General features: G+C 66.0%; 22 protein-coding genes and 1 other RNA gene. 11 read left to right on the forward strand and 12 right to left on the reverse strand.

Annotated features, from left to right (window positions below):
* Positions 1–14: 14 nt before the first annotated feature.
* The 3 genes from cydB to ACCQ01_RS02975 form a co-directional block, all read right to left on the reverse strand.
* Positions 15–1,034, reverse strand: a complete 1,020-nt coding sequence (gene cydB, locus ACCQ01_RS02965) for a cytochrome d ubiquinol oxidase subunit II (protein ID WP_228433875.1) — start codon at positions 1,032–1,034, stop codon at positions 15–17.
* The gene (locus tag ACCQ01_RS02970; RefSeq protein WP_228433877.1) at positions 1,025–2,434 is read right to left on the reverse strand and encodes a cytochrome ubiquinol oxidase subunit I; all 1,410 of its coding nucleotides are present in this window, start codon (positions 2,432–2,434) and stop codon (positions 1,025–1,027) included. Before ACCQ01_RS02970 ends, cydB begins: the two co-directional genes overlap by 10 nt.
* 272 nt (positions 2,435–2,706) lie before the next feature.
* Positions 2,707–3,003 carry a hypothetical protein gene (locus tag ACCQ01_RS02975; protein WP_193589135.1) on the reverse strand — a complete coding sequence of 99 codons (297 nt, stop codon included), beginning with the start codon at positions 3,001–3,003 and terminating at the stop codon, positions 2,707–2,709.
* Between the two features lie 527 nt (positions 3,004–3,530).
* Between ACCQ01_RS02975 and ACCQ01_RS02980 the strand changes: the two genes are divergently transcribed.
* Together ACCQ01_RS02980 and ACCQ01_RS02985 are read left to right on the forward strand one after the other, a co-directional pair.
* Positions 3,531–4,814 carry a sigma-54-dependent transcriptional regulator gene (locus ACCQ01_RS02980; protein WP_228417565.1) on the forward strand — a complete coding sequence of 428 codons (1,284 nt, stop codon included), beginning with the start codon at positions 3,531–3,533 and terminating at the stop codon, positions 4,812–4,814.
* A gap of 32 nt (positions 4,815–4,846) precedes the next feature.
* Positions 4,847–5,041, forward strand: coding sequence for a hypothetical protein (locus ACCQ01_RS02985; RefSeq protein WP_075272345.1), 195 nt, complete (start codon positions 4,847–4,849; stop codon positions 5,039–5,041).
* Here the strand turns inward: ACCQ01_RS02985 and ACCQ01_RS02990 are convergent.
* Positions 5,035–5,418, reverse strand: a complete 384-nt coding sequence (locus tag ACCQ01_RS02990; protein WP_119958947.1) for a response regulator — start codon at positions 5,416–5,418, stop codon at positions 5,035–5,037. The two genes, ACCQ01_RS02985 and ACCQ01_RS02990, sit on opposite strands and share 7 nt — an antisense overlap.
* A 201-nt stretch (positions 5,419–5,619) precedes the next feature.
* Here ACCQ01_RS02990 and ACCQ01_RS02995 point away from each other — a divergent pair, with 201 nt between their 5' ends.
* Both ACCQ01_RS02995 and ACCQ01_RS03000 read left to right on the forward strand, forming a co-directional pair.
* Positions 5,620–9,153 (forward strand): CheR family methyltransferase, encoded by a 3,534-nt coding sequence (locus tag ACCQ01_RS02995; protein ID WP_228433879.1) that lies wholly within the window; start codon positions 5,620–5,622, stop codon positions 9,151–9,153.
* 781 nt (positions 9,154–9,934) lie between these two features.
* A complete protein-coding gene (locus ACCQ01_RS03000) occupies positions 9,935–10,507 on the forward strand; it encodes a hypothetical protein (RefSeq protein ID WP_228433880.1) in 573 nt (190 codons plus the stop codon).
* Between the two features lie 125 nt (positions 10,508–10,632).
* Here ACCQ01_RS03000 and ACCQ01_RS03005 read toward each other — a convergent pair whose 3' ends face one another.
* From ACCQ01_RS03005 to ACCQ01_RS03025, 5 genes are all read right to left on the reverse strand, one after another.
* Complete coding sequence (locus ACCQ01_RS03005) at positions 10,633–10,965, reverse strand: hypothetical protein (protein ID WP_228433882.1); 333 nt, start codon at positions 10,963–10,965, stop codon at positions 10,633–10,635.
* 81 nt (positions 10,966–11,046) lie between these two features.
* Positions 11,047–11,946: a manganese catalase family protein gene (locus tag ACCQ01_RS03010; protein WP_012439362.1), complete on the reverse strand. Its 900-nt coding sequence runs from the start codon at positions 11,944–11,946 to the stop codon at positions 11,047–11,049.
* A gap of 137 nt (positions 11,947–12,083) precedes the next feature.
* Positions 12,084–12,590: a YciE/YciF ferroxidase family protein gene (locus ACCQ01_RS03015; protein WP_011038765.1), complete on the reverse strand. Its 507-nt coding sequence runs from the start codon at positions 12,588–12,590 to the stop codon at positions 12,084–12,086.
* Positions 12,591–12,630: 40 nt separating this feature from the next.
* Complete coding sequence (locus tag ACCQ01_RS03020; RefSeq protein WP_050911742.1) at positions 12,631–13,146, reverse strand: ferritin-like domain-containing protein; 516 nt, start codon at positions 13,144–13,146, stop codon at positions 12,631–12,633.
* A gap of 137 nt (positions 13,147–13,283) precedes the next feature.
* Positions 13,284–13,835 (reverse strand): cysteine hydrolase family protein, encoded by a 552-nt coding sequence (locus tag ACCQ01_RS03025; RefSeq protein ID WP_228433884.1) that lies wholly within the window; start codon positions 13,833–13,835, stop codon positions 13,284–13,286.
* Between the two features lie 280 nt (positions 13,836–14,115).
* Here ACCQ01_RS03025 and ACCQ01_RS03030 point away from each other — a divergent pair, with 280 nt between their 5' ends.
* Both ACCQ01_RS03030 and ACCQ01_RS03035 read left to right on the forward strand, forming a co-directional pair.
* Positions 14,116–14,307, forward strand: coding sequence for a hypothetical protein (locus ACCQ01_RS03030; RefSeq protein WP_014506459.1), 192 nt, complete (start codon positions 14,116–14,118; stop codon positions 14,305–14,307).
* A gap of 61 nt (positions 14,308–14,368) precedes the next feature.
* A non-coding RNA gene (locus ACCQ01_RS03035) (sX9 sRNA) lies at positions 14,369–14,444 on the forward strand.
* Between the two features lie 4 nt (positions 14,445–14,448).
* On the opposite strand, the gene ACCQ01_RS03040 is transcribed toward ACCQ01_RS03035, so the two are convergent.
* Positions 14,449–15,666, reverse strand: a complete 1,218-nt coding sequence (locus tag ACCQ01_RS03040) for an FAD-dependent oxidoreductase (RefSeq protein WP_228433885.1) — start codon at positions 15,664–15,666, stop codon at positions 14,449–14,451.
* A 191-nt stretch (positions 15,667–15,857) separates the two neighbouring features.
* Between ACCQ01_RS03040 and ACCQ01_RS03045 the strand changes: the two genes are divergently transcribed.
* The 4 genes from ACCQ01_RS03045 (at position 15,858) to ACCQ01_RS03060 (ending at position 20,158) form a co-directional block, all read left to right on the forward strand.
* Positions 15,858–17,180, forward strand: coding sequence for a sensor histidine kinase (locus ACCQ01_RS03045; RefSeq protein WP_228433887.1), 1,323 nt, complete (start codon positions 15,858–15,860; stop codon positions 17,178–17,180).
* Positions 17,177–17,953, forward strand: a complete 777-nt coding sequence (locus tag ACCQ01_RS03050; RefSeq protein WP_228433888.1) for a LytR/AlgR family response regulator transcription factor — start codon at positions 17,177–17,179, stop codon at positions 17,951–17,953. The genes ACCQ01_RS03045 and ACCQ01_RS03050 overlap by 4 nt, the downstream gene beginning before the upstream one ends.
* Before the next feature lie 51 nt (positions 17,954–18,004).
* Positions 18,005–18,373, forward strand: a complete 369-nt coding sequence (locus tag ACCQ01_RS03055) for a hypothetical protein (RefSeq protein ID WP_228433890.1) — start codon at positions 18,005–18,007, stop codon at positions 18,371–18,373.
* 189 nt (positions 18,374–18,562) lie between these two features.
* The gene (locus tag ACCQ01_RS03060) at positions 18,563–20,158 is read left to right on the forward strand and encodes an APC family permease (protein WP_011038757.1); all 1,596 of its coding nucleotides are present in this window, start codon (positions 18,563–18,565) and stop codon (positions 20,156–20,158) included.
* Positions 20,159–20,335: 177 nt separating this feature from the next.
* Here the strand turns inward: ACCQ01_RS03060 and ACCQ01_RS03065 are convergent, their stop codons facing one another.
* Entirely contained in the window at positions 20,336–21,007 is a 672-nt protein-coding gene (locus ACCQ01_RS03065; RefSeq protein WP_372358888.1) for a hypothetical protein, read from the reverse strand.
* A 245-nt stretch (positions 21,008–21,252) separates the two neighbouring features.
* Between ACCQ01_RS03065 and ACCQ01_RS03070 the strand changes: the two genes are divergently transcribed.
* A complete protein-coding gene (locus tag ACCQ01_RS03070) occupies positions 21,253–22,191 on the forward strand; it encodes an oxygenase MpaB family protein (protein ID WP_228433894.1) in 939 nt (312 codons plus the stop codon).
* 566 nt (positions 22,192–22,757) lie between these two features.
* Here ACCQ01_RS03070 and ACCQ01_RS03075 read toward each other — a convergent pair.
* On the reverse strand, positions 22,758–24,863 hold the full coding sequence (locus tag ACCQ01_RS03075; protein ID WP_228433896.1) for a M13 family metallopeptidase: 2,106 nt from the start codon (positions 24,861–24,863) through the stop codon (positions 22,758–22,760).

Below are 24,863 nucleotides of genomic sequence, written 5' to 3' on the forward strand. Positions count from 1 at the left end.
CGCACGTCAGCGGATCAATGATGGTGGTAGCCCACATCCGCAGCGATCTTGCCGCGGAACACCCGGTACGACCACGCGGTATAGCCCAGCACCAGCGGCAGCAGCACGATCAAGCCCACCATCGGGAAGATCTGCGATGACGGTGGCGCTGCCGCCTGCCAGATGGTGTAACTCGGCGGCACCAGGTACGGCCACATGCCCAGCACCAGGCCGATGAAACCCAGCACGAAGATCGCCAGGGTCAACAGGAATGGCGAGGCGTGGTTGCGCGAGGTATTGCCGGCGCGCCACAGCAGCATCGCCACCACCGCGGTGATCACCGGGATCGGCGACAGCCACCAGAAATTGCCGTGTTCGAACCAGCGCGCCATCACGTGTGAACTCAGGAACGGCAGCCACGCGCTCACCAGCACCATGAAGGCGACCACCACGCCCACCAGCGAGCGGGTGAGCTGGCGTGCCAGTTCGTGGGTGCGGCCATCGGTCTTGAGGATCAACCAGGTGCTGCCGAGCAACGCATAACCGAACACCAGCGCCACACCGGTGAGGATGGTGAACGGGCTGAACCAGCCGAACACACCGCCCACATAGCGGCCGTTGTCCAACGCCATGCCTTCCACCAATGCGCCCAGGATGATGCCTTGCGCAAAAGCGGTGAGCATCGAGCCGCCAATGAATGACAGCGTCCACAGCCGCCGCGAGCGATGCGCCTTGAAGCGAAATTCAAACGCCACGCCGCGAAACACCAGCGCCATCACCATCAACAGCACCGGCAGATACAGCCCGGAGAGGATCACCGCATAGGCGGTAGGAAACGCCGCAAACAGCCCGGCCCCGCCAAGCACCAGCCAGGTCTCGTTGCCGTCCCAGATGGGCGCGGCGGTGTTCATCATCAGGTCCACTTCCTGCTCGTCGCGGGCGAACGGTGCCAGCATGCCCAGCCCCAGCACGAAGCCGTCCAGCACCACGTACATCAGCACGCCGAAGCCGATCACGCCGAACCACACCACCGGCAGCCAGTAACTCAGGTCCATGGCGCGTGCTCCTGTTCCAGGGATTCATCGGCCGCCGACAACGGCCGCGCAGGCGTGTGTTCGCCGCTGGCCACGTCCGGGCCATCGCCGCGCGGTTGCGGGCCGGTGCGGACCAGCTTGGCCAGGTACCAGATGCCCCAGCCGAACACGAAGGCGTAGCCGGCCACGTAGACCGCCAGCGACACCGCCACCATCGCGGTGGATTGCGGGCCCATCGCATCGGCCGTGCGTAGCAGCCCGTACACCACATACGGTTGGCGGCCGATCTCGGTGACGAACCACCCGGCCACCAGCGCAATGAAGCCGGCCGGTAACATGAGGTTCCAGGCAATGATCAGCGGGCGCGCGTGCAGCCGTCCGCGCCACCACGCGATGGCCGAGATCCAGGCCAGCAACAGCATGGCCATGCCCAGGCCCACCATGATGCGGAATGCGAAGAACACCGGCGCCACCGGCGGGCGCTCCTCGCGCGGCACCGAAGTGAGCGGGGCGATTTCGCCATCCAGCGAATGGGTCAGGATCAGGCTGCCTAGCCGCGGGATCGCCACTTCGTAATCGTTGCGCTCGGCCTCGGCATTGGGCACGCCGAACACCACCAGCGGCACGCCATTGCCGTCGCCATCGCTGTGCCAGTGCGCTTCCATCGCCGCCACCTTCATCGGCTGGTGTTCCAGCGTGTTGAGCCCGTGCTGGTCGCCCACCAACACCTGGATCGGCAGCACGATGGCGGCAAACGCCACCGCCAGCCGCAGCATCAGCGCCGCCGCGTCCACATGCTTGCGCTTGCGCAGGTAGTACGCGCCCACGCCGCCCACAACAAAGCAGGTGGTGATGAACGAGCCCAGCGCCATATGGGTGAGCCGGTACGGGAACGACGGGTTGAAGATGATCTGCAGCCAGTCCACCGGATGCACCACGCCGTTGACCATGCTGAAGCCGCGCGGGGTGTGCAGCCAGCTGTTGGACGAGAGGATCCAGAAGGTGGACACCAACGTGCCCAGGGCCACCATGCAGGTGGCAAAAAAGTGCAGCCGCTCGGACACGCGCCCCCAGCCAAACAACATCACGCCGAGGAAGCTCGCCTCCAGAAAGAACGCGGTGAGCACTTCATAGCTGAGCAGCGGGCCGATCACCCCGCCAGCGATGCGGCTCAGCTCCGGCCAGTTGGCGCCGAACTGGAACGCCATCACGATGCCGCTGACCACGCCCATGCCGAACGACACCGCGAAGATCCGCAGCCAGAAGAAATACAGGCGCTTCCATACATCGTCGTGGCTGCGCAGCCAGCGCCATTCCAGAAACCCCAACAGGCTGGCCAGCCCGATCGTGAAGGCGGGGAACAGCACATGGAACGAAATCACGAACGCAAACTGGATGCGAGAGAGCAGCAACGCGTCCACAGACATCTCCCTAGAGGGCGGGCTGAGCAGGCGCGCGCAGGCCATCCGTGACGGCGCTGCTGCGTGCGACGCCGGTACAGGCCGCACGCAGCAAGCAGGCACGCCTGCCGAGCGCAGCTGGCACCGCAGCCGGCATCACACCCACCCGGTGCGCAGGTACGCCGCGTTGACGCGGCACTACGCGAACAGGGTCCGCGCCCTGGCCGGGCGCGACCGTGATCGGCTGCACAGATCGGCGTTCGCGCGCTGCCGGGCGCTGTCGCGCCGCGTGTTCAACCACGACGCAGATGGCGCAGGCAGCGCGGGGCCAGCCAGTCCGCCAGAACCGCGTTCATCGAGCCCGGCGTCAGGCACAACGCGTCGCGCACGGCGGCAATCGCCTGCTGGTCGGTCAGCTGGGGATGCGCATTCCAGGCATCGCAGACCGCGCGGATGGTCGCCTCCGGGACGCCGTCGAACGGGTAATAGCCAAGCTCGCCACGGCGGTGCTCGGCACGCCAGTGGGCCAGTTCCGCCTGCACATCTGCACGCGGATGCGCAGTGCGTGGCTGCGCCGAGAGTGCATTCATGGGACACCTCATCACCTGTGTCGCCTCAGTGTTGGCAGCCTGCGCGCAGGTGCACGTGAGCAGTTTCTACACATGGTGCTGACACGCGGTGCGTAACTTGTGGGTAAGTCAGTCGCCCGGGCGGGAGCCCATGAAGGGTTCAGTCCGATGCCTCACGATGCATTGGCTGCCGCTGACTCCGCTGGCATCCTTGCCGCTTCGTTCTGAATCAACCGAGCTGATCCATGGCTCCGTGCCACCGGCCGCAGATTCTCGCGGTCGCTCAGGCCCAACCCTTCGCAGTACTTGGCGCGTGTGCGGGATTGGCACGCCGACCGGGCCGGACCATGACGCTTGGCACTGGTAGAACCCGCTGTGGCCGGCGAACGTCCGAAGGCGGCTTGGCGAGCTCTAGCCGCGACGGGGGCAAGCGTGGGATGGTTCCGCTGTCGGCGGGTGAAGGACCAGGGGATGACAGGCCGCGATCTTCGCGCCGTCGTCACAATTTTCAACCGAACATGTACCAGTCATTGCGGACAGAAGCGCCTATGGACCGTCTTTCCTGCGCCATCATCGACGACGACGTGGAGTTCTGCGATCAGGTGGTGGAGTTGGCCACCGATAGCGGCTTCCGCGCCAAGGGGATGCATTCGCTTGGCGAAGCCAGCCATTGGCTGGACAGCAACTTCCCCGATCTGCTGGTCGTCGACGTCGGCCTGCCGGACGGCAGCGGCTTCGACCTGATCGAGCGGCTCGACCCGGACCACACTCCGCAGATCGTGGTGGTGTCCGGCGACTACGCGCGCGAGACCCAAGGCCGTGCGCATCAGTTCGGTGTCAGCGAGTTCCTCACCAAGCCATTCGCCCCCGAGCGTCTGGAGCGGGTGCTGGGCGGGCTGCGTGAGGCGCAGCAGGGCAACCTGGGCATCGTCGGCAACAGCGACAGCATCGTGGCGTTACGCAAGGACATCGTGCGCGTGGCGCCGACCGATCTGAACGTGCTGGTGACCGGCGAAACCGGCACCGGCAAGGACCTGGTGGCGCGCGCCATCCACCGCGTGTCCGGGCGCCGCGGGCGCTTTGTGCCGGTCAACTGCGGCGCGATCCCGGAAGAACTGCTGGCCAGCCAGCTGTTCGGCCACGAGCGCGGCAGCTTCACCGGTGCCGACCGCCGCCATGCGGGCTTTTTGGAACAGGCGGCCGACGGCACGCTGTTCCTGGACGAAATCGGCGAGATGCCGATGCGCCTGCAGGTGTACCTGCTGCGGGCGATCGAGTCGCGCACCTTCATGCGTGTGGGCGGCAGCGAGGAGATCCCGTTGAATGCACGCGTCGTGGCCGCCACCCACCAGCGCGTGCAGCGCGACCAGGCGGTGCTGCGCGAGGACCTGTTCTATCGCCTCAACGAATACCCGATCCAGGTGCCGCCCTTGCGCGAGCGCCGTGGCGATGCGCGCCTGCTCGGCCTGCGCGTGATCGACGAGCTCAACGCCACCTACGGCAAGCGCAAGTTGCCCACCAAATCGCTGTTGCGCTATCTGGCCCACCACACCTGGCCGGGCAACGTGCGCGAGCTGCGCTCGTTCATCCGTTACCTGTACCTGCGCACCGATGGCGACCTGCTCGTCGCACCCGAGGTGGAGCAGGCCGTGCCGCAGGCCGACGAAGACGGGCTGCTGATTCCGGCCGGCTGGACCATGCGCCAGGCCGAAGACGCCATGATCGAAGCGGCGCTGGCACGCACGCGCTACAACAAGAAGGCGGCTGCGCGCGAACTCGGCATCAGCGTGCGCACCTTGCACAACCGCCTGAGTGACAAGGACAACGCGTGAGCGATGCGGCCCACCTGCGTCGCCGCGAGCTCATGCATCAGTTGCGTAACCGGCTCAATGTGATGGGCTTCGCGCTGTATTCGCTGCGCGCCGAAACCCCTTCCAAACCGCTGGACACCCTGCGCACCGCGCACCAGTCCGCGGTGGAGCTGCTCAATCAGCTGGGCGAAGAAGAACGCGCGCTACAGCCGCCCGCAGAAACCGCGCCGGATACGGCCGATCAGTGATGTTCGACGGGCGCCTGCTGGCGGCTGAGTAGCGTGGTGATGGTGCGCGGGTTGTAGGGCTTCATGCAGTACGACAGATGCGCATACCGCGGCGGCAGCGTGTAGCGGTCGTAGCCGGAGCAGAACGAAAACGGCACCCCACGCGCCAGCAACGCATCGGCCACCGGGAACACCGCCTGGCCGCGCACGTTGACATCCAGCAGGGCGCCATCGATGCCGATCCCCGATGCCACCAGTGACAGTGCTTCGGGCACGTTGCCCACCGGCCCCACCACCTTGGCACCGGCCTCGGCCAATAGATCGTTGAGCGATTCGGCCAGTAAATAATCGTCTTCGACCACCAGGATGCGGCGGCCGCGCAGGGGGCTGTCGTGCATGGGATGACTCCGGTAAGACGCGAAGGTGTAGAGAGTCGCGCACCACATCATGTACGCAACGTCGGTTAACGGCATGCGTAAGCGGGCACGTCAGACCTACACATTGAGCGGCCAGAAGCGGGTTGTCATGGCAGGCAATGCCGGTTTGCGCGATCATCTACGTTCTATGGCGGCCAGTTGTCGCTGGCTGATGCGACTCTCATGACCGATACCCCAATTCGCAGCGACGTCCACAGCGACGCCGCTGTGCATTCCCCCCTTTTCATTCTGGGCGTGGGCGCCACCGGGCTGGATGCCACGCGGCTGGCCGAGCTGCTGGAGACCATCGGCAACGGGGCCAACCTGGCGGTGATGCTGCTGCTGCGCGACCGCGCGCTGCTCGACGAAGCGCGGCTGCGCGACCTGCTTGGCCCCCAATCCCAGCAGTTGGTGGCGCCGAGTGACGGCGACCGCTTGCAGCCAGGCCGCTTCTATCTACCGCCGGCAGATACCCTGGTCACGCTGGAAGAAGGCCGCCTGCGTCTGCGACCGCTGGATGGCGAAAGCGACCATGGCCTGATCGACAGCTTCTTCGTCTCGATGGCGCACGACCAGGACGGCAACGTCATCGGCCTGATCATGGGCCGCGTGGATGGCGACGGCACGCTGGGCACGGCGGCGATCAAGGAATGCGGTGGGCTGGCGTTGGTGGTGGACGATGCGTCCCTGCACGGGCTGGATCTGCATAGCGCCAGCAGCCCGGCCGCGGTGTCCGACGATATCCTGCCGCTGCCGCGCGTGGCCGCACGCATCTCCGCGCACATGCAACGGCATCACGGTGTTGCGCATGCCGTGCCGGAAGGCGTGCGCAGCGGCGCGGAGAGCAATCAGCTCAGTCAGGTCGCCGGTATCCTGCGCAACACCACCGGGCACGATTTCCACGGCTACAAGCGCGCCACGTTCCTGCGCCGCGTGCAGCGACGCATGCAGGTGGTGCAGGTCGATACCCTGGACCACTACCTGGCTGTACTGCGCAGCCGCCAGGACGAGCCGCTGCTGCTGTTCAACGATTTGCTGATCGGGGTGACCCAGTTCTTCCGCGACCGCCGCGAGTTCGAGTTCTTGGAGCAGCAGGTGATTCCGCGGCTATTCCAGGGCAAGCAGAATGGCGACAACCTGCGCGTCTGGGTGCTGGGGTGTTCCACCGGGGAAGAGGCGTATTCGCTGGCGATGCTGCTGCGCGAACATGCCGAGACGCTGGAGTCGGTGCCGCAGATCCAGATCTTTGCCAGCGATATCGATGGCCGCGCGCTGGCCGCCGCACGCGTGGGGCGCTATTCGTCCAGCATCGTGGGCGAAGTGGCGCCGGAGCGCCTCAAGCGCTGGTTCACCAAGGAAGGTGACACCTACGCGGTGAGCAAGGAATTGCGCGAGCTGTGCGTGTTCTCCCAGCACAGCATCGTCAAGGACCCGCCGTTCTCGCGGCTGGATCTGGTGTCGTGCCGCAACTTGCTGATCTATCTGGATGCCGAACTGCAGAACCGGGTGATCCCGCTGTTCCATTTTGCGTTGAAGCCGGGCGGCTACCTGTTCCTGGGCAATGCGGAAAACGTCTCGCGCCATGCCAAGTTGTTTGCACCGGTGGAGCGCAGCTTCCGCGTGTTCCAGAAGATCGACGCCGAGACGCGGCTGCATTCCACCTTTCCGTCATTGTCGCCGGCGCGCCCGGGCAAGGTGCCGGCGCCGGTGCAGCGCTTGCGTTCGTCCAGCCAGGCGCTGGTGCGTGCGGGCGAGCGCATCGCCGACCGCTACGCGCCTGCGTACGCGGTGTTGGACGAGCACTTCGATGTGATGCATTTCTCCGCGCAGGCCGGGCGCTTCGTGCGCCCCGGCAGCGGCCCGCCCAGCCTCAACCTGCTCAACCTGGTGCACCGCGATCTGCGCCTGGAACTGCGCGGTGCGCTGAGCCGTGCAGAGGCCGACAACGCGCCGGTGCAGGTCAAGGGCATTCAGATGCGTGGTGACGGGGTCACCTGGGCGGTGGACATCTTCGTGGAGCCTACCTCCGATTCGGAGGTGCCGCGTGGCTATGTGGTGTTGTTCCAGGAAGTGGAGCTGCGCGAGCTTGCGGAATCAGCGTCGCAACCACCCGCCTCCGACAACGAACATGTGCAGGTGCTGGAAAACGAGCTGCGCATTACCCGCGAACGCTTGCAGGCGATGATCGAGGAGCTGGAGAGCACCAACGAGGAGCTCAAGTCCTCCAACGAGGAGTACCAGTCGCTCAACGAAGAGCTGCAAAGCGCCAACGAAGAGCTGGAGACCTCCAAGGAAGAGCTGCAGTCGGTCAACGAGGAAGTCACCACCGTCAACGGCGAGCTGGCGCATCGCGTGCAGGAGTTGGCGCATGCCAATAGCGATCTGAAGAACCTGCTGGAAAGCACCCAGATCGCCACGGTGTTTCTGGACAACGAACTGCGCGTGACCAACTTCACCCCGGCCGTCACCGACATCGTGCCGTTGGTGGAAAGCGATATCCATCGCCCGATCAGCCACATCAAGATGCGCGTGGCCTACAAGGAATTGCAGGACGATGTGCGCCGGGTGATCCGCACGCTGGCGGTGCTCGACCGCGAGGTGGAAAACCCCACCACGCGCGCACGCTACATGGTGCGCGTGCTGCCGTACCGCACGGTGGACAACTTCATCGGCGGGGCGGTGATCACCTTCATGGATGTCACCCCGCTGACCCGTGCCGAAGATGCGCTGCGCGGTAGCGAACAGCGCCTGCGCACCTTGATGGAGGGTATTCCGCAGCTGGTGTGGCGCTCGCTCGATGGCGGCCGCTGGACCTGGTCCAGCCCGCAATGGTCGGCCTACACCGGCCAGACCGATCAGGAAAGCCGCGAGCTGGGCTGGCTGGAAGCGGTGCACCCGGACGATCGCGAACTCACCATGGATGCCTGGCGCGACTGCCCGGCCAGTGGCGGGCTGGATGTGGAGCACCGGCTCTACAACGCGGCCGAGCGCGGCTACCGCTGGTTCCATACCCGCAGCGCGCCGGTGCGCAACGACGATGGGCATGTGCTGGAATGGCTGGGCACCTCCACCGAGTCGGATAACCTGCGCCGTCTGCAGGAAGAGCAGCGCGTGCTGGTGACCGAGCTGCAGCACCGCACCCGTAACCTCATCACCGTGGTGCAGTCGGTGGCGACGCAGACCATGCAGAGCAGCGGCACCATGGACGAGTTCGCCGGCAAGTTCGAAGACCGGCTGGCCGCGCTCTCCCGTGTGCAGGGGCTGCTCTCGCAGGCAGAGAATGCGCCGGCCACCATCGGCGCGCTGTTGCGCATGGAGCTGGATGCGCTCGGTGCCGAGCCGGATCAGCGCCGCATCATCCTGGACGGGCCGGACGTGGCCTTGCGCAAATCCACCGTGCAGACCCTGGCATTGGCGCTGCACGAGTTGGCCACCAACGCACGCAAGTACGGTGCGCTGGCGGTGGACACCGGCACGCTGACCATCCGTTGGCGGGTGGAGACCAGCGAGAACGCGCCGGCACGGCTGGTGTTGTCGTGGGTGGAAGAGGGTGCCAGCCTGCAACAGCGGTCCGTGCGCGCGGACGCGGGTGGCTTCGGCAGGCGCCTGATCGAAAAGGCGTTGCCCTACAGCCACGGCGCGCAGACCCGCTACGAGCTCAGCGACACGCGATTGGAATGCGAGATCCAGCTGCCGCTGACGTCGGTAGACGACTGAGGGCAGCGCCCCACGTTGTTGGGGCGAAGGGATGCGGGTTCGGTATTCGTATCCTCGCGGGGCGGCGGCGCTGCGTGTAAGTCACATCGCGCGCAAGCGCGCTCCTACGCTGTGCGTTGCATTGGCGTCGCTGGCGGCAATGCAGCAGGCGTGGCGTCGGCGCGACGTTTGGGTTCCGGCTTGTTAGCGGTGAAGGGGCAAGCGCAGCTGTGCGGCGCGGTCCCAATGCTGCGCCCCGACGCGCCGCTATCGCAGTCTTGCCCTTCAAGGGCGCCTGGCCGCCGGTGGCAGCAAGAACTAGTGCGATGACACTGGCGCGGCGCAGTGCGTGTCATTGCGCTGCGCCACGTGCCCGTTGTTTCGGCACGCATGCAGCGCGTCTGTCTGCTGCCCAGCGTGATGGCCGGCCTGTGTGCCGACAGCCAGTGCGGGTGAATGTGCGATGCATTGCCTGAGTCTGCTCGATCGTTTTCCTGCGGACTCGTCGCATTGGCGTGCATGTGCTGCGCATCTCTTGCACACGTACAAAGGCGTTCGCAACACAGCTTCAAACGTTGATGCAGATGCGCTCGCTGGCTATGCCATAGGCGTTTCCATACGCCTGCGTTATGGAAATTCTTGCGCGCCGATGCAGTTCTTGCGGCGTGATGTGAGAAATTTTTGAAGACGGCGTCGTGGCGGCCTTGGCATGACTACATTGCGCAGGCGTGCGGTCGTCAAATAGTTGGCGCGCTATTTGCGTAGCTGTGTGTGTCACCGCGATTCGCACAGTGGAGCAGTCATGATTACCCGCATTCTTCAGTTGTCCGCCAGGGTGGCGAGCAACGCATGGGTCGAGGTCGGCGTGGGTGCCGATGCCGACATTCTGGTCGCCGACCGCGGCGGTAAGCGCGAGGAGCGTGCCACCTTCGGCCGCCGCGCGCCCGGTCAGCAACGTTCGCTGCACATGCAGGAGCCAAGCTGGCTGGGCGGTGTGGATCTGGCCATCTGGGAAACCCAGCGCTGCGCGATTCCGTTATGCGGTTTCGAGTGCACCGCCTCGGTGGATGGCAACACGGCGGCCACCTGGTTGAGCCCGGACAACCGCGCGCTGTACGCGGCCGGGCTGCGCAATGTGATGGATATCGGCGGCCGCCTGCAGATGGGGTTCTCGTTGCTGGTGGCCTCGTCGTCCAGCATGCCCACGCACCGGCCGTTGTGTATCGACGGCGATGTTGCGCAGTGGTTGCAGCTCAGCGGCCATGAGGCAATGCGTCATCTCAGCCCATGGCGCCTGGAGCGTTGCGCTGCAGCGGCCGGGGTGCGCCCCGAATGGGCAGCGGAAGGACGCCCGGCGCCGCTGTTACGCGCTTGATCGCCTGCGCATCGGGCGCGCAGCGGAGCACATGAAGAAGGGGCGCGCTGCGCCCCTTGGTGTTTCAGCGAAACCGATGGCAACGATGCCGAGTGGGCAGCGATGTCGTCCCGACAGGATCGAGGTCAGGTGTCGTCGCCTTCGCTATCTGCGCGGGCGCGTTGCTGGGCCTGCTGATGGTCTTGATTGCCATACGTGCCGCTCTGGCCAAAGTTGGGCTGGGTCTGGCCGTCGCGCTCGGCATGGCCGTCCGGCTCGCCTTCGCCGAGCCCACCGCCATGGCCGTGCCCGCGCGGGTAATAGGCTTGCGGCTGGCCATCCTGCGGCGGCGCGGCATCGGCGGTGTCAGCGGCAGAAGGATCCTGCCGGCCACGGCTGTCGACGGACGCATCGCCGCCGTCGCCTCGGTACGCCGACTGGCGTTCGTCGTGGGTCTCCAGTTTGGGCTTGTCGTTCATGGCAACTCCTGTGTCGTGCGGTGAGCAAAAACGCCCGGGCCGCGAACGGCCCGGGCAGTCATGCGCGGTTGCGCGGTGGGATCAGCGCTGGATATCGCCGGTCGTGGAACCGGCGCCCGGGCCGGCGCCAAGGTCTGCGCCAGTGACTCGGTCCAGCTCCGGGTTGGACAGCAGGCGCAGCGACATCGCATCCAGCGCCTTGGTCTGGGTGGCATCAAGCGCCACCGTGGCCAAGCCGTCGCCGCCGTCCACCGCGGCCTGCTGCTCGCGGTCGGCGATGACTTCCCACTGCTCGCCGGCATTCCACGGGCCGACCATGTCGCCTTCGCCCTGCGACATGTTGTAGTACTTGTCGGTGAAACGCGGGTCGCCCGGTAGCTTGCCCGGCGGGAAGTTGGGTTCGATCGAATACAACGCTTTTTCGAACGACTTCTGATGCGCCACTTCACGCGTCATCAAAAAGCGCAGTGCATCCACAATGCCCGGATCGTTGGTCACATTGATCAGGCGCTCGTAGACCAGCTTGGCGCGTGCCTCGGCTGCAATGTTCGAACGCATGTCGGCGGTGGGGCAGCCGATGGAATCCACATACGCTGCTGTCCACGGCACGCCGGCCGAATTCACCAACGCCGGGCCACCACCGTAAAGAATCTGCTGCGTGTGGCTGGTGCTGTTCTGGGTCATGTTGCGCATCTCCATGGCTTCTTCCATGCCTTCGGAGAGCACCGCCTTCGGGCCCTTGTTGAGCATCGCAATGATCGAGCCGATGATTTCCAGGTGGCTCAATTCTTCGGTTGCGATATCGAACAACAGATCCTTGCGGCCCGGATCGTCCTCGCCCAGCGCCTGGGTGAAGTAACGCATGGCCGCAGCCAGCTCGCCTTGCGGTCCGCCAAATTGCTCGAGCATCAGCGTGGCCAGGTCGGGATTCGGCTCGGCAACGCGGACGGTGTACATCAAACGCTTGTTATGCATGAACATGGGTTTCGCTCCATGACTGGCGCCAGGCAACAACTGCCACTGCAAGAGCGGACAGGACGCGGGGCTGGCTTGCGGAGGGAGACCTGCTGGGGGTCAGCAGGAAACGCGGGGCGGGCAGGGCCGCCCCGCGCGGAACATCAGGCCGCCTTGCTGGCCTGGGATGCTTTCTGGTTGCCGCCCTGTTCGGCGAGCAGGGTGAGCTTTTCGTCGGTGGCTTTTTCTTCTTCCAGCGTTTCCAGCAGCAGCTTCAATGCATCGGCATAGCCCAGCTGCTTGGCGAGCGCGGCAATGGTGCCGTACGAGGCAATCTCGTAATGCTCCACCTTCTGCGCGCCCCCGATCAGGGCCGCATCACGCACCGGGCCGGCTTCGATCGAGTCAATGACCTCACGGCTCTCCTCGACCAGGCCTTCCATCGCCGCGCACTTGATGCGCTTGAGCTTGATGCTGAGCAGTTCAACCACCTGGTCGATACGTTCGACCTGGCCCTGGGTTTCTTCCAGATGCGTTTCGAAGGCCTGCTTGAGCTTGGGCTCGGTCGCTGCGCGGGCCAAGCGCGGCAACGCCTTGGTCAGCTGTTTCTCGGCGCTGTAGATGTCGGACAGTTCGTGGACAAACAATTCTTCAACGGTTTTGATCGCCATGAGTGGCTCCTTTCTGGGTGGACGAAGGGGATGGGGCGGACTAACGCTTGGCGGTGACGCCTTCCAGTTGTTCGCGTTCAAGAAACGCGACGACGATGGCTTCCTGGTGTTCGATCAACCACTCGGCCATCTCGATTTCCTGCTGCAGGATGTCTTCGCAGATCTGCGCGACCTCTTGCTCTCCCGCACTGCGCGCAGCAACCACCAGCGCGCGGTAGGACGCAATTTCCAGATGCTCGAAGGCGTAGCTGATGCCAACGCCCTTGGTGACCTCATCGGTCATCATCGAGTTGCCCGCTGCGTGCATGCTGGCGAGCACGCTGCTCAACATGCCCTTGGCGGTGGGGATGCTGCCGTCGAGCAATTCCAGGCAACGCTGCACGCCTGCGCTCTGTTGCTGGGTTTCCTGCACATGCTGCTCGATGCGATGCTTGAGCTCCGGGTAGTGCTCGATGCGCGCGGCCATCGCTTTCATCATGGTTTCGGCTTCCTTCTCCATGGCGTAGGCGTCCTGCAGCCACTTCACCAAACGCTCCCGGGATTGCATCGTCGTCATCGTTGGATCTCTGCGGTCATGTCGTTGTGTGCTGCCTACGCTAATCAGCCGAGTGTTAGGGCGATTGGTGGATGCGGTGAGCCCGGTGCGATGGCGGCCTGTTCAGTCCGCGCAACGCGATGGAGCGCGTCGATGCATCACGCCGGTTCGATCGACGCAGAGCGCGCCATTGCCGCGTGGAAACCGTCTTGCAGAATCGTGCGCGCGCAGGTTTCGCGCACGTCGGTTTCGGCGGTAGCGCAATCGCGCGGCACGCTCACAGCGAACCCATGCGCAGCGGCATCGATGGCGGTCGCCAGCACGCAGACATCCAGCGCCACGCCAGTGATGACCAAGTGCTCCACCTGCAGGTCCTTCAGCAGCGGCGCCAGTGGCGTGTTCAAGAACGCCGAGTGCTTGGGCTTGAGCAACTGGTAGTCCTGCGGATACGGCGTGAGCAGGCGCGCGATCTCGCAGCCACGCGCATCCGCTTGCGAGGCCAGTGCGATCAACGCGGGAAGGTCTGCATGCCAGTCGGCGAAGTTGTCATTGGCGTAGAGCACCGGCCGTTGTGCCTGCCGGTAATGCTGGGCCAGCGCATCGATGCTGCGCGCGGCGCCTTGCGCGCGATGGGCGAGTTGCTCGCCCCCATCGAAATCGAAGCGGTTGAACATGTCCACGATCAACAGGGCAGAGCGCTGCGTGCTCATGGGCGTGCTCCGACGGCAAGCGCCACCATGCCCGGCCGACGTACGCGCCTGTTGCAGGGGTGCGCAGGTGGCAGGGCGGGGCATGGCCATGGGGCACGGCGACCGCGGGTCAGTGCGCTGGCAGAGAAGAATGTCGGCATGCAAGTCTCCTCGTCAGTGGTCACGACCGAGGCTAAGCACGCTGCGTACAGCGGCAATGAACGCAGCGTCGACGCGGTGTCTGCACCGGCCTGCTCGCCGGTGCGTTACAACAGGGTTCCCTGCACAACGGACCACCGCAATGACGCCACTGGATAAACCTCTGCGCCGTGAATTGCGCATCGGCGAGCAGACCTACACGCTGACCATCGACCCAGACACGCTCAAGCTGGTGGAGAAGGGCAAGCGCAAGGGCGTGGTGCTGCGCTGGGAAGACCTGGTCAGCGGCGATGCGGCCTTGGCCAGTGCCCTGCAGGCGTCGCTGCAGGGCTAAGAGCAGCGATCAAAACGACTGCGCAGCCGCCAAGCGGACGCGGCCGCTGCGCGGGATCGGCATGTACTCCCGTACACGCCGGTTCCTCCGCGCCGTCCGCACCCACAAGATGGCTGCTCGCTACGTGTTTGTTAGCAGTTCTTAGGCAAACAGACGCGCTAGTTCGCGTACCGCCGCTTCCGATGTAGCGCGGTCCGGCGCGCCATCGGCGTTGTTGTAGTCGTTGGGACCTTGCGACTGCACCAGGATGCCATCGCGACGCGGCACCACGTTGAGATTGTGGCCGCGCCACACCAGCCCATAGGTGACCTCCGGTTGCGGAATCAGCCGCGCGGTCTGCCCACGAATCGGGATGACGCTTTCATCGCCCAGCAGCGCACGCGCGCCGTAGCCGGTGGCATTGATCACGCACTTCTCGCGCAGGTCGGCGAACTGGCGCGGGCTGTCGAAGCTGCGCGTGTGCAGCTCGCCGCCGGCAAGCAGAAAATCATCCATCAGCAAGCGTGCGTAGGTGCTCAGGTTGAAAGTGAGCTGGCTGTAACGGCGCACGAACGGCACCGGGAACGGATGCGCGCCGGCGGCCACCGGCTCGGAGTGCGGCCCCAGGTCGCCGAGCAGGTCGCGTTCCAACGGTGGATAGTCCGGCTCGTGTGCTTCGGGCGAGGCGATGCGTTGATCGAACGGCACGTCCGACAAGGCGTAGCCATCGCGCCATTCGATCGGCTCGCCCGGCAAACCGAGCAGGGTCTGGTAGCGCCGGAACGAGATGCGGGCCATCTCCTCCCAGCGGGTGCGAAACGCCGCGGTGGCCTCGGCGCTGGTGCACACACGCGAGTCGGGCGACCACACGCCGGTGGCATAGAACGAGCGCACATCCGGCAGCTGCTCGCGTGCGTAGATGCGCACGCGCAGGCCGGCGCGTTGTGCCACCAGCGCGGTGGTCAGGCCAATCGCACCGCAGCCGATCACTGCCAGTTCGCGTACACCGGCATCGGCGCTACGCACCAACCGCAATGCGTGCTCGGCCGCACCCCACGACAACGACCAGCCGCTGCCACCATGGCCGTAGTTGTGCACCACGGTCTTGCGGCCGATGCGCTCGGCTTCGATCCGTGGCCCCTGCGCGCGGAACGGGCGGGTGCAGCCATTCACCGCAATGATGCGATCGACCGATGCGCGGATCGGCACCAGCGGCGGCGTGGCAGCGAACCCGACCGGCTGCGCGGCAGGCGCCGGCGCCACGCCAGGGGCCGATGGCATCACCAGGGCGTTGCGGCTGGTACGCGTTGCCGCCCAGCCGCCGCTGGATGCGAGCGCGAGCACGGCGGCGCTGCCTTGCAGGAAATGACGACGATGCATGTGGCTCCCGATGCAGTGGACAGCAGGCGGCGAGCATACCGCGCAGGCTGCCGCCGTCCGCGCGCGGCGCCTGCGGGTTTGCTCCGCCGAACCGGCAATTGAGGGCGCGTTTGCGCCCATTCGTCGCCTGGGCCATTGCGCGCGCCGCGTGCCGGCTATGCTCGCCGCGTCCACCTACCGAGCCATCTGCCGTGTCCGCCAGCGTGTTCCTGATTGTCCGCATCGTGTTTGCCTGGGCCGCCGCGCTGATCGTGGCCGGCATCATGTGGGCGCAGCTGTTCGGCTCGGCAGGCTCGTTCTTCGGGTTGGTCAGCATCGTGCTGATGGTGATGGCCTTGATGAGTTCGATCACACATGTGCGGCGGGTGCGCTTGATTGCCGGGCGCCTGGACCACGATGCCTTGTCGAGCCGGCAACGCCGCCAGATCGAGATTCCGCTGGATGCGCAGGCCGCCTTTGCGGTGGTCGAAGATGCGGTGCGCGCCCTGCCGCGCGTGGAGGAGGTGGAGCCTGCACCGGGCAGCTTGCTGATCCGCGCCAAGGTGCGCCGCATCGACCCGTACGAAGGGCGCCAGCCCTCGCGCTGGAATCTGTTTGCGCGCTTTGCGATCAAGCGCAACCAGGTACTGGTGACGGTGACACCGGGGCAGGGCACCAGCAGCGTCACGCTGTTGTGCGAGCCCGATGCCGGCGCCTGGGTGGACCTGTTCGCGGTGGATGAGGGCAGCAACTACGAGAACGCCGAGGCGATCAACCGCGCGGTGGTGCGCCGGGTCGGCGAGCAGCGCCGCGACGAGCAGGCTGCAGCCGAACAATCGGTGATCGAAAAGGAGCTGGCGGTGGCGCGCCTGAACCTGCTGCACGCGCAGGTGGAGCCGCATTTTCTCTACAACACGCTGGCCAGCGCGCAGGTGCTGGCGCGTACCGATCCGCCGCGCGCCGACATCATGATCGGCCATCTGATCCAGTACCTGCGCAGCTCGCTGCCCAGCGCCGACGGTGCCATTGCCACCCTGGGCGAAGAACTCGAACGCACCCAGGCCTATCTGGAAATCCTACGCATCCGCATGGGCACGCGGCTGGCGCTGCAGGTGCAAGTGCCCTACGAGCTGCGCACGTTGCAGCTGCCGTCGATGATGTTGCAGACGCTGGTAGAAAACGCGATCAAGCACGGGCTGGAAGCCAAGCCCGGCGGTGGCACGGTATGGATCCTGGCGCGCCGCCAGGACAACCAGGTCACCCTCACCGTGGCCGACGACGGCCAGGGCTTCAACAACCACAGCCACGGCACCGGCATCGGCCTGAAGAATCTGCGCGAGCGCCTGCAGCTGATCTACGGCGGCAAGGCGAGCTTTGCCATCGTGTCCAACTTCCCCAGTGGCGTGGCTGCCACCATCAGCTTGCCGCTGCCGGCGGTGTCCTCTTCCGCATCCGCATCCGCCGCGCCACCGCCGCTGCCCAACACTGCCGCCGCGCAGACGCAGACGCAGACGCAGACGCAGGTGCAGGCATGAGCGCGCTGCGTGCGGTGATCGCCGAAGACGAAGCGCTGCTGCGGCAGTCCCTGCTCGTGCTGCTGGCCGAGGTCTGCCCGCAGCTGCAGGTGGTGGGCGAATGCGAAGACGGCGCCAGCGCGCTGGACACCATCGCCACCCAGCAGCCGGATGTGGTGTTTCTGGACATCCGCATGCCCGGCCTGACCGGCATTGAGGTGGCACGCGCGATGCGCGAGGTCAGCCCGCGCACCCAGGTGGTGTTCGTCACCGCCTACGACCAGTACGCCATCGATGCGTTCGATCAGGGCGCGGTGGACTACCTGCTCAAACCGATCAACCGCGAGCGGCTGCAGGCCACCTGGCAGCGCGTGCAGCAACGCGCCGCCGCCGGCCAGCCCGATGGCGCCATGCTGGAGTCGCTGCTGCAGCGCCTGGCCGCACGCCCGGCCGCGGCCAGCGCCGCGCCGCCACTGGCCTGGCTCACCGCCAGCAGCGGCCGCGAAACGCGGCTGATCGCCCTGGATGAGGTGGCCTATTTCCAGGCCGACCAGAAATACACCACGGTGATGACCGCCGCCGGCGAGGCGGTCTTGCGCACGCCGCTGCGCGAGTTGCTCGACGTGCTGGACCCGCACGTGTTCAAGCAGATCCACCGCTCCACCATCGTCAACATGAAAGCCGTGGCCTCGGTGGTGCGCGACGACAGCGGCAAGGGCCGCCTGGCGCTACGCGGCCGCAGCGAAACGCTCACCGTGAGCCAGCCCTTCATGAGCCTGTTTCGCGGCATGTGAGCCCCGCATCCCGTCTTCCCCCATACCGCATCGACTGAAAGGATTGCCGCCATGCGCTTGCTCGCTTCCCTGGTGTATTGCCTGCTGGCCCTGGCCGGCTGCCACGAACGTAACGGCACCACGTCCATTACCCGCGCCACCAGCGAGGGCCGCGATGTGCTCTTCAGCAAGACCCTGGCCACCGCCAGCGAATTGAGCATGCATTGCCTGGCCAGCAGCAGCGGGCAGTGCCATTACCTGGTGTACGTGGAGCAGTGCGCCGGCCCAGCGGCGGGCGCCGGCAAGGCTGCGGCCTGCGCCCGAAAGACGCTGGACCGCTTCACCCTGGCACCGGGCCAGGAGCGCGCCGTGCGCGGCGTGAGCGGGCAGGCGCACACCTGTGTGGACATCACCGCCCCCGGGGCGGATTGCCACGGCTGATGGTGCTGCCGATGTGCCACGCGTGCGCTGCAGCGGTTGCCCTGAGCAGCCCTGGCACTGCGAAACCATCGGCGGCAATGCGGCAGCGCGTCACGCACGCCTGCTGAATACGCACTGACGGCAAGCGGCCGCATCTGCGAGAATTGCCGGCTTGTTGCCGTTGCACGGCGTCTTACTGCCAGGCCTGTCATGTCCGAACACTCGTTGCGCCGCGATGTCGGCCCCTTCGCCCTCATGCTCACCGGGCTCGGCTCGATCATCGGCTCCGGCTGGTTGTTCGGCGCCTGGCGCGCTGCCGGCCTGGCCGGCCCCGGCGCGATCTGGGCCTGGATCCTGGGCGCGGCCATTATCACCACCATCGCGCTGTCGTATGCCGAACTCGGCGCCATGTTCCCCGAGTCCGGCGGCATGGTGCGCTACAGCCACTACTCGCACGGCTCGCTGGTGGGCTTCATCGCCGGCTGGGCGAACTGGATCGCCATCGTGTCGGTGATCCCGGTCGAGGCCGAGGCCTCGGTGCAGTACATGGCCTCCTGGCCGTGGCCCTGGGCGCAAAGCTTGTATGTGCAGGCGCCGGGCGGGGCGGGCGAGTTGTCGGTGCCGGGGCTGCTGATTTCGGCGGTGCTGGTGCTGGTGTATTTCCTGCTCAACTTCTGGAGCGTGAAGCTGTTCGCGCGCTCCAACACCTTGATCACGGTGTTCAAGCTGGTCGTGCCGGCAGCGACCGGCGTGGCCTTGATCGCCAGTGGGTTCCATAGCGAAAACTTCAGCGTGGGCATCCACGGCGATGCGCATGTAATCGACCTGGCCGCCGTGCTCACCGCCGTGGCCACCGCCGGCATCGTGTTCAGCTTCAACGGCTTCCAGAGCCCGGTGAATCTGGCCGGCGAAGCGCGCAACCCAGGGCGCAGCATTCCGTTCGCGGTGCTGGGCTCGATCGCGCTGGCCACCGTGGTGTACCTGATCCTGCAGGTGGCCTACATCGGCGCGGTGCCGCCGGAGTTGCTGGCCAAGGCCGGCTGGCACGGCATCGATTTCCGTTCGCCGTTCGCCGAGCTGGCCATCATCGTCAACCTGCACTGGCTGGCAATGCTGCTGTATATCGATGCGTTCGTGAGCCCCAGCGGCACCGGCATCACCTACACCGCCACCACCGCGCGCATGGTCTACGGCATGGAAAAGAACGGCACCTTGCCGGCCGCGCTGGGCAAGCTGCACCCGGTGTGGGGCGTGCCGCGCATGGCAATGTTCTTCAACCTGGCGGTGTCCTACCTGTTCCTGTTCTTCTTCCGCGGCTGGGGCACGCTGGCGGCGGTGATTTCGGTGGCGACGATCATTTCCTACCTCACCGGGCCGATCAGCGCGATGGCGCTGCGCCGCCACGCACCGGACATGCACCGCCCGCTGCGCATCGCCTTCCTGCCGATCCTGGCTGGCGTGGCGTTCGTGATGGCCACCGAGCTGCTGTACTGGGCGCGCTGGCCGCTGACAGGCGAGATCATCCTGCTGATGGTGGTTGCGCTGCCGGTGTACTGCTACTACCAGGCCAAGCAGGGCTGGCCGGACCTGCGCCGCAACCTCAAGGGCGCGGCGTGGATGGTGTGCTATCTGCCGATCGTGGCGCTGCTGTCCTGGGCCGGCAGCACCGATTTCGGCGGCCATGGTTACCTGAGCTACGGCACCGACCTGGCGGTGGTCGCGGCGGTCGGGCTGGTGTTCTACATCTGGGGCGTGCGCAGCGGATGGCGCACCCCGTCGGTGGAGCAGGCGGTAGCGCGCGCCTGAGGATCAGTGCCGCGGTGCACCCGCGCGGTGATGCGCATGCGGTTGCACGCTGAGTGATGAAACGCAAAAGGCCAGTGCACGTGCACTGGCCTTTTGTTTTGAAGCGGCGTGTTGCGTGAGCGTGTGGCGCGGCGTCTTCATGCAATGCAGGTGGGCGGTGCTCTCACGCGGCGCGCGTCAGGCGTTGACCACCAGCCGTGGCGCGCCATCGAACCGGTCCAGGTCGCGTAGCAGTTCGGTATAGCGGCGCAGGCGGCCCATTTCGCGCATGTTGACGATGTCCTCGTGGCGCAGCTCGCGCTTTGAGGCCACTTCCTGCTTGTAGCGCAGCACTTCCGGGTAGCGGCGCGCCATGTCCAGCGCATCGGCCACGCATTCCACGGTGTCGGCATCGGGGGTGACGCGCGCACGGGAGTTGAAGGCGCGCAGCCAGCGCTCGAAACCGGCGCTGTGGTCGAACAGGTCGGCGATGTACCACATCACGAACAGGATCGACGCCCACGAGGTGAAGATGATGACGATGCGGCTGAAGGTGAGGTGGTAGTCGTTCTGCCAGAGCTGGTGGGTGATCACGCCCAGCAGGATCAGCGAGACCGTCTGCCAGCCGATGATCGAGGCGATCACCCATTGTTTCTTTGCCACGCTGAGCAGGTCGACCTCTTCGTCGAGCTGCGCGTCGGTCTTGTCACGCCAGTGCGCAACCTGCTCGTCGAACGGGAGTCGGTGGAGTGCGTTGTCCTGCAGCAGCAGGCCCAAACCTTTGAACAATGCGATCATGACGAGCTCCTGACGGATGGCTGGTACGAGCGACTTGCGACTGGCAGGTGCCAGATGCCCTAGTTCTAGCACTTTCACGCGGCTTGGCAATGGCTGAGCCTTGCACCGGCCGGGCCTTCCTGCGTCGTCGCGCACAAAACGCTTGATTTAAGGCGGTTTATTGCGGCGCGGCACCGGTGGCGCCTGCAGTCGTGCTGCACTGCACACTGCGCAGGAGTGCCTGGCCGATTCCGACTCTGCCGCGCCAGAAGTACAGGATGCGTGAGCGGCAGCCACCGCGACACGGGGTTGCAGGGAGCCCGCGTATGATTGCGCGCATGTCTGCCGTCCTGCGTACGCTCACCGCCCCCGCCGCTGCACAGATCCGTCGCTGGGTACTGGATGCCTTCCCGCGTGGCCAGAGCAGCATCGAATACGATCAGCCACTGGGCGACGCCGGGCTGTTCGGCCCCGACAGCGTCACCTGGCGCATCCATGCGGAATTCCCCGGCATGCTCGCCGGGGGGCTATGCGCGCTGATGCTGCAACTGCTGCACCCGCGCGCGCTGGCCGGGGTCTACGACCATTCCAACTTCCGTGCGGATCTGGTCGGGCGGCTGCGCCGCACCACCAATTTTGTTGCCGGCACCACCTATGCCCCGCAGGCCGAGGCCGAGCGGTTGATTGCGCGCGTCCGCGCCATCCACAGCCACATCGTGGGCCACACCGCCGACGGCATGCCGTACCGCGCCGACGATCCGGCGCTGCTGACCTGGGTGCACGTGACCGAAGCCTACGGGTTCCTGCAGGGCTACCGCCGCTATTGCCGCGACGTGCCGGCGCACATCGCCGACCGCTACTACGACGAAGCGCGCCGCGTAGCCGAAGGCCTGGGCGCCACCGATGTGCCCGCCAGCGAAGCGCAGGTGGCGGCGTACTTCGCCCAGGTGCGCGGCGAGCTACGCATGGATGCGCGCTCGCGCGAGGTGCTTGAGGTGCTGACCAGCATCCAGCTGCCGGTGCCGGCCGCGCGTTTGTCGCGCGGGGTCTTCCTGGGCGCCGGCAACGCCCTGCTGCCGGACTGGGCCAGCGACATGCTGCAGCTGAGCAGCACACAGCGCCGCCAGGCCGGCGCCTCGGCGCGGCTATTGCGCCGGCTGTCGCCGCTGTTCCGGACCGCGCTGCGCGATGGCCTGTCTGCGCGCGCCTGCCGCCGCATGCAGCTGCCGCCGGCGGTGTTGTTGCAGTGGCCTGATGACGCTGTGGCGGTCGCATAGACGTAGGCGCGTCGTATCACGTTTTCATCAATACGGACTTTCGCGTCGGCGCGCATCCATACGAACGCGCACCACCCGTAGGAGCGCGCTCGCGCGCGATGGGCCTTACCGATCACGTGCCGGCCGTTCACTCTTGTGCTGGGATCCAGCGAGCACCGCCAGGCCTGCAAGGCTGCTTGCCGCGATGGCGTACAGCGCTTTGTTACGTCAGCTCCAAGCCCTGGACTTCGCCGTACGTCGCAATCGCATCGGCATTGCGAACAACCTGCTATTGCGTGGCATCACAGTACGCAGGCTTTGCAGTTGCAGCGGAGTGGCTGCGCGGGTGTTCTCGACGGTTTAGGCGTTCTCGGTAACACCCATCGCGCGCAAGCGCGCTCTTACGGGTGAGGCGCGCTAGTGACGTCTGGCGGCGAAAGCGTGCGGTAGGGCGGCGCGAATGACGGTAAGCAGGCTTTTCAGTTGCGGCGCAGTTTGTTCTCAACTGCTTACGTTGTCGGTAACGCCCATCGCGAGCGCGCTCCTACGCGTGGTGTCGGTTGGCGCTGCGTGCGGGGGCCATACGCTTACCAGATTTTGACGCGCTGCTCCGGCGCCAGATACAGCTGCTGGCCCTGGGTCACTTCGAAGGCCGGGTACCAGGCGTCGAGGTTGCGCACGGTTTGCGCGCGGAAGCGCCCGGGTGCATGCACGTCGGTGAGGACTGCGTTGCGCAGTGCCTCGTCGCGGTACTTGCCGCGCCAGGCCTGTGCAAAGCCCAGGAAGAAGCGCTGGTCTGGCGTAAACCCGTCCAGAGTCTGCGGTTGCTTGCCCTGCAACGACAGCTGATACGCGTCGTAGGCGGTGGCCAGGCCGGCCACGTCGGCGATGTTCTCGCCCAGGGTGAGCTTGCCGTTGACCGACAGATCCTCGAATGGTTTGTAGCTGCCGAACTGTGCGGCCAGCGCGTCGCTGGCGGTCTCGAACTTCTTCAGGTCCTGCGGCGTCCACCAGTTATGCAGCTCGCCATGTTCGTCGAACAGCGCGCCCATGTTGTCGAAGCTGTGGCTGATTTCATGGCCGATCACCGCGCCGATCGCGCCGTAATTCACCGCATCGTCGGCGGCCGGGTCGAAGAACGGCGGCTGCAGGATCGCGGCCGGGAAGATCAGGCGGTTTTCCAGCGGCACATTCAGCGCGTTGACCTCCTGCGGCAGCATGTACCACTCGCCGTGATCCACCGGCTTGCCCAGCTTGGCCAGGTTGCGGCGGTACTCGAACAGCTCGGCACGTTCGACATTGCCCACCGCATCGTCGCGCCGTACCTCGAGCGCGCTGTAGTCGCGCCAGGTGTCCGGGTAGCCCACGGCCACGGTGAGCCCGGCGATCTTGGCCTTGGCATGCTGCTTGGTCTGCGGGCTCATCCACGCCAGCGCGTCGATGCGCTTGCCGAAGGCGGCGATGATGTTCTTGGCCATCGCTTCGGCGCGCGTCTTGGTCTGCGCGCTGACGTATTTCTGCACGTAGCGCTTGCCCACCGCTTCGCCTAACGCGGCGTTGGTGGCGTCGATGCCACGCTTCCAGCGCTGGCGCTGCTGGGGGGTGCCTTCCAGGGTGGTGCCATAGAAGCCGAAGCGCGCGTCGGCAAACGGCTTGGACAGGTATGGCGCGGCGCGGTCGAGCGCGCGGAAGCTCAGGTAGTCCTTCCAGGTCTGCAGCGGTTGCGATTGCACCAGCGCCGACAGTCCGGTCACCGCCTGCGGCTGCCAGACGATGAAGTCGCGCTGTGCCTTCAACCCGGCGGCTTCGAAAAATGCGCCCCAGTCCAGGCCGGGTGCCTTGCGCGCGAAGTCGGCCTGGGCCCAGGCATTGACGCCGTTCTGCACGTTGTTGGTTTGCTCGGCACTGGCATGCACGCGTGCGATGGCGGTTTCCAGCGCCAGGATGCGCCCGGCCTTGGGCGCGGCATCCGCAATGCCGGCAAGTTCGAGCACGTTGACGATGTAGGCGCGGTACGCCTCGCGCATCTGCGCCATGCGCCCGCCATCCAGATAGAAGCTGCGCTCGGGCATGCCCAGGCCGCCTTGCACCAGGTACGGCACATACCGCTGCGGATGATGCAGGTCTTGCGACACCCAGAGGCCGAACAGGCGATCGGTGTAGAAATCGGTGGAGTTGAGCAGGTCCACATCGGCGCGCAATTGCCCGCCGAGAGTGCGCGCCAAGGCTTGCTTGTCCTCGAGTTGCGCGATGGCATCCAAGGCCGGTTGCACCGGGCTCACGCCCTTGGCCTCGATGCCGGCCTCGTCCATGTAGGCGGCGTAGTAGTCGCCAATCTGCTTGTCTTCGCCGGTGACACGGTCGTTGGCGGCGTCGCCTTCGATGATGTCGCGGCTGTGCTGCTCGGTCTTCACAGTGATGCTGGTGAAGCTGTTGAAGCTGGAGCGGTCGTCCGGAATCTGCGTGGTCTTGACCCAGGTGCCGTTGGCGTAGCCGAAGAAGTCATCGCCCGGCGCCACGCTGCGGTCCATGCCGGCCACATCGAATCCGAAGTCGCCCAGTTGCGGAGTGCTGGGCGCCGCCTTGCTGGCATTGTTCGCCGCCGAGGTGCCGCCATCGTGGTGGCAGGCGGTCGTGACCAGCAGCGTGGCCACGGTGGCGGCGATCAGGACAGGGCGGTGCAAAGAGACCAT

Origin of the sequence: Xanthomonas sp. NCPPB 4037, assembly GCF_041475695.2 — a bacterium.
In the GTDB taxonomy this organism is placed as follows: Bacteria; Pseudomonadota; Gammaproteobacteria; order Xanthomonadales; family Xanthomonadaceae; genus Xanthomonas; species Xanthomonas campestris.

Coding starts and splice junctions, on each gene's coding strand:
- cydB (WP_228433875.1), bottom strand. CDS start 1,034: ATGGACCTGAGTTACTGGCTGCCGGTGGTGTGGTTCGGCGTGATCGGC.
- ACCQ01_RS02975 (WP_193589135.1), bottom strand. CDS start 3,003: ATGAATGCACTCTCGGCGCAGCCACGCACTGCGCATCCGCGTGCAGAT.
- ACCQ01_RS02980 (WP_228417565.1), top strand. CDS start 3,531: ATGGACCGTCTTTCCTGCGCCATCATCGACGACGACGTGGAGTTCTGC.
- ACCQ01_RS02985 (WP_075272345.1), top strand. CDS start 4,847: ATGCATCAGTTGCGTAACCGGCTCAATGTGATGGGCTTCGCGCTGTAT.
- ACCQ01_RS02990 (WP_119958947.1), bottom strand. CDS start 5,418: ATGCACGACAGCCCCCTGCGCGGCCGCCGCATCCTGGTGGTCGAAGAC.
- ACCQ01_RS02995 (WP_228433879.1), top strand. CDS start 5,620: ATGACCGATACCCCAATTCGCAGCGACGTCCACAGCGACGCCGCTGTG.
- ACCQ01_RS03000 (WP_228433880.1), top strand. CDS start 9,935: ATGATTACCCGCATTCTTCAGTTGTCCGCCAGGGTGGCGAGCAACGCA.
- ACCQ01_RS03005 (WP_228433882.1), bottom strand. CDS start 10,965: ATGAACGACAAGCCCAAACTGGAGACCCACGACGAACGCCAGTCGGCG.
- ACCQ01_RS03010 (WP_012439362.1), bottom strand. CDS start 11,946: ATGTTCATGCATAACAAGCGTTTGATGTACACCGTCCGCGTTGCCGAG.
- ACCQ01_RS03015 (WP_011038765.1), bottom strand. CDS start 12,590: ATGGCGATCAAAACCGTTGAAGAATTGTTTGTCCACGAACTGTCCGAC.
- ACCQ01_RS03020 (WP_050911742.1), bottom strand. CDS start 13,146: ATGACGACGATGCAATCCCGGGAGCGTTTGGTGAAGTGGCTGCAGGAC.
- ACCQ01_RS03025 (WP_228433884.1), bottom strand. CDS start 13,835: ATGAGCACGCAGCGCTCTGCCCTGTTGATCGTGGACATGTTCAACCGC.
- ACCQ01_RS03030 (WP_014506459.1), top strand. CDS start 14,116: ATGACGCCACTGGATAAACCTCTGCGCCGTGAATTGCGCATCGGCGAG.
- ACCQ01_RS03040 (WP_228433885.1), bottom strand. CDS start 15,666: ATGCATCGTCGTCATTTCCTGCAAGGCAGCGCCGCCGTGCTCGCGCTC.
- ACCQ01_RS03050 (WP_228433888.1), top strand. CDS start 17,177: ATGAGCGCGCTGCGTGCGGTGATCGCCGAAGACGAAGCGCTGCTGCGG.
- ACCQ01_RS03055 (WP_228433890.1), top strand. CDS start 18,005: ATGCGCTTGCTCGCTTCCCTGGTGTATTGCCTGCTGGCCCTGGCCGGC.
- ACCQ01_RS03060 (WP_011038757.1), top strand. CDS start 18,563: ATGTCCGAACACTCGTTGCGCCGCGATGTCGGCCCCTTCGCCCTCATG.
- ACCQ01_RS03070 (WP_228433894.1), top strand. CDS start 21,253: ATGTCTGCCGTCCTGCGTACGCTCACCGCCCCCGCCGCTGCACAGATC.
- ACCQ01_RS03075 (WP_228433896.1), bottom strand. CDS start 24,863: ATGGTCTCTTTGCACCGCCCTGTCCTGATCGCCGCCACCGTGGCCACG.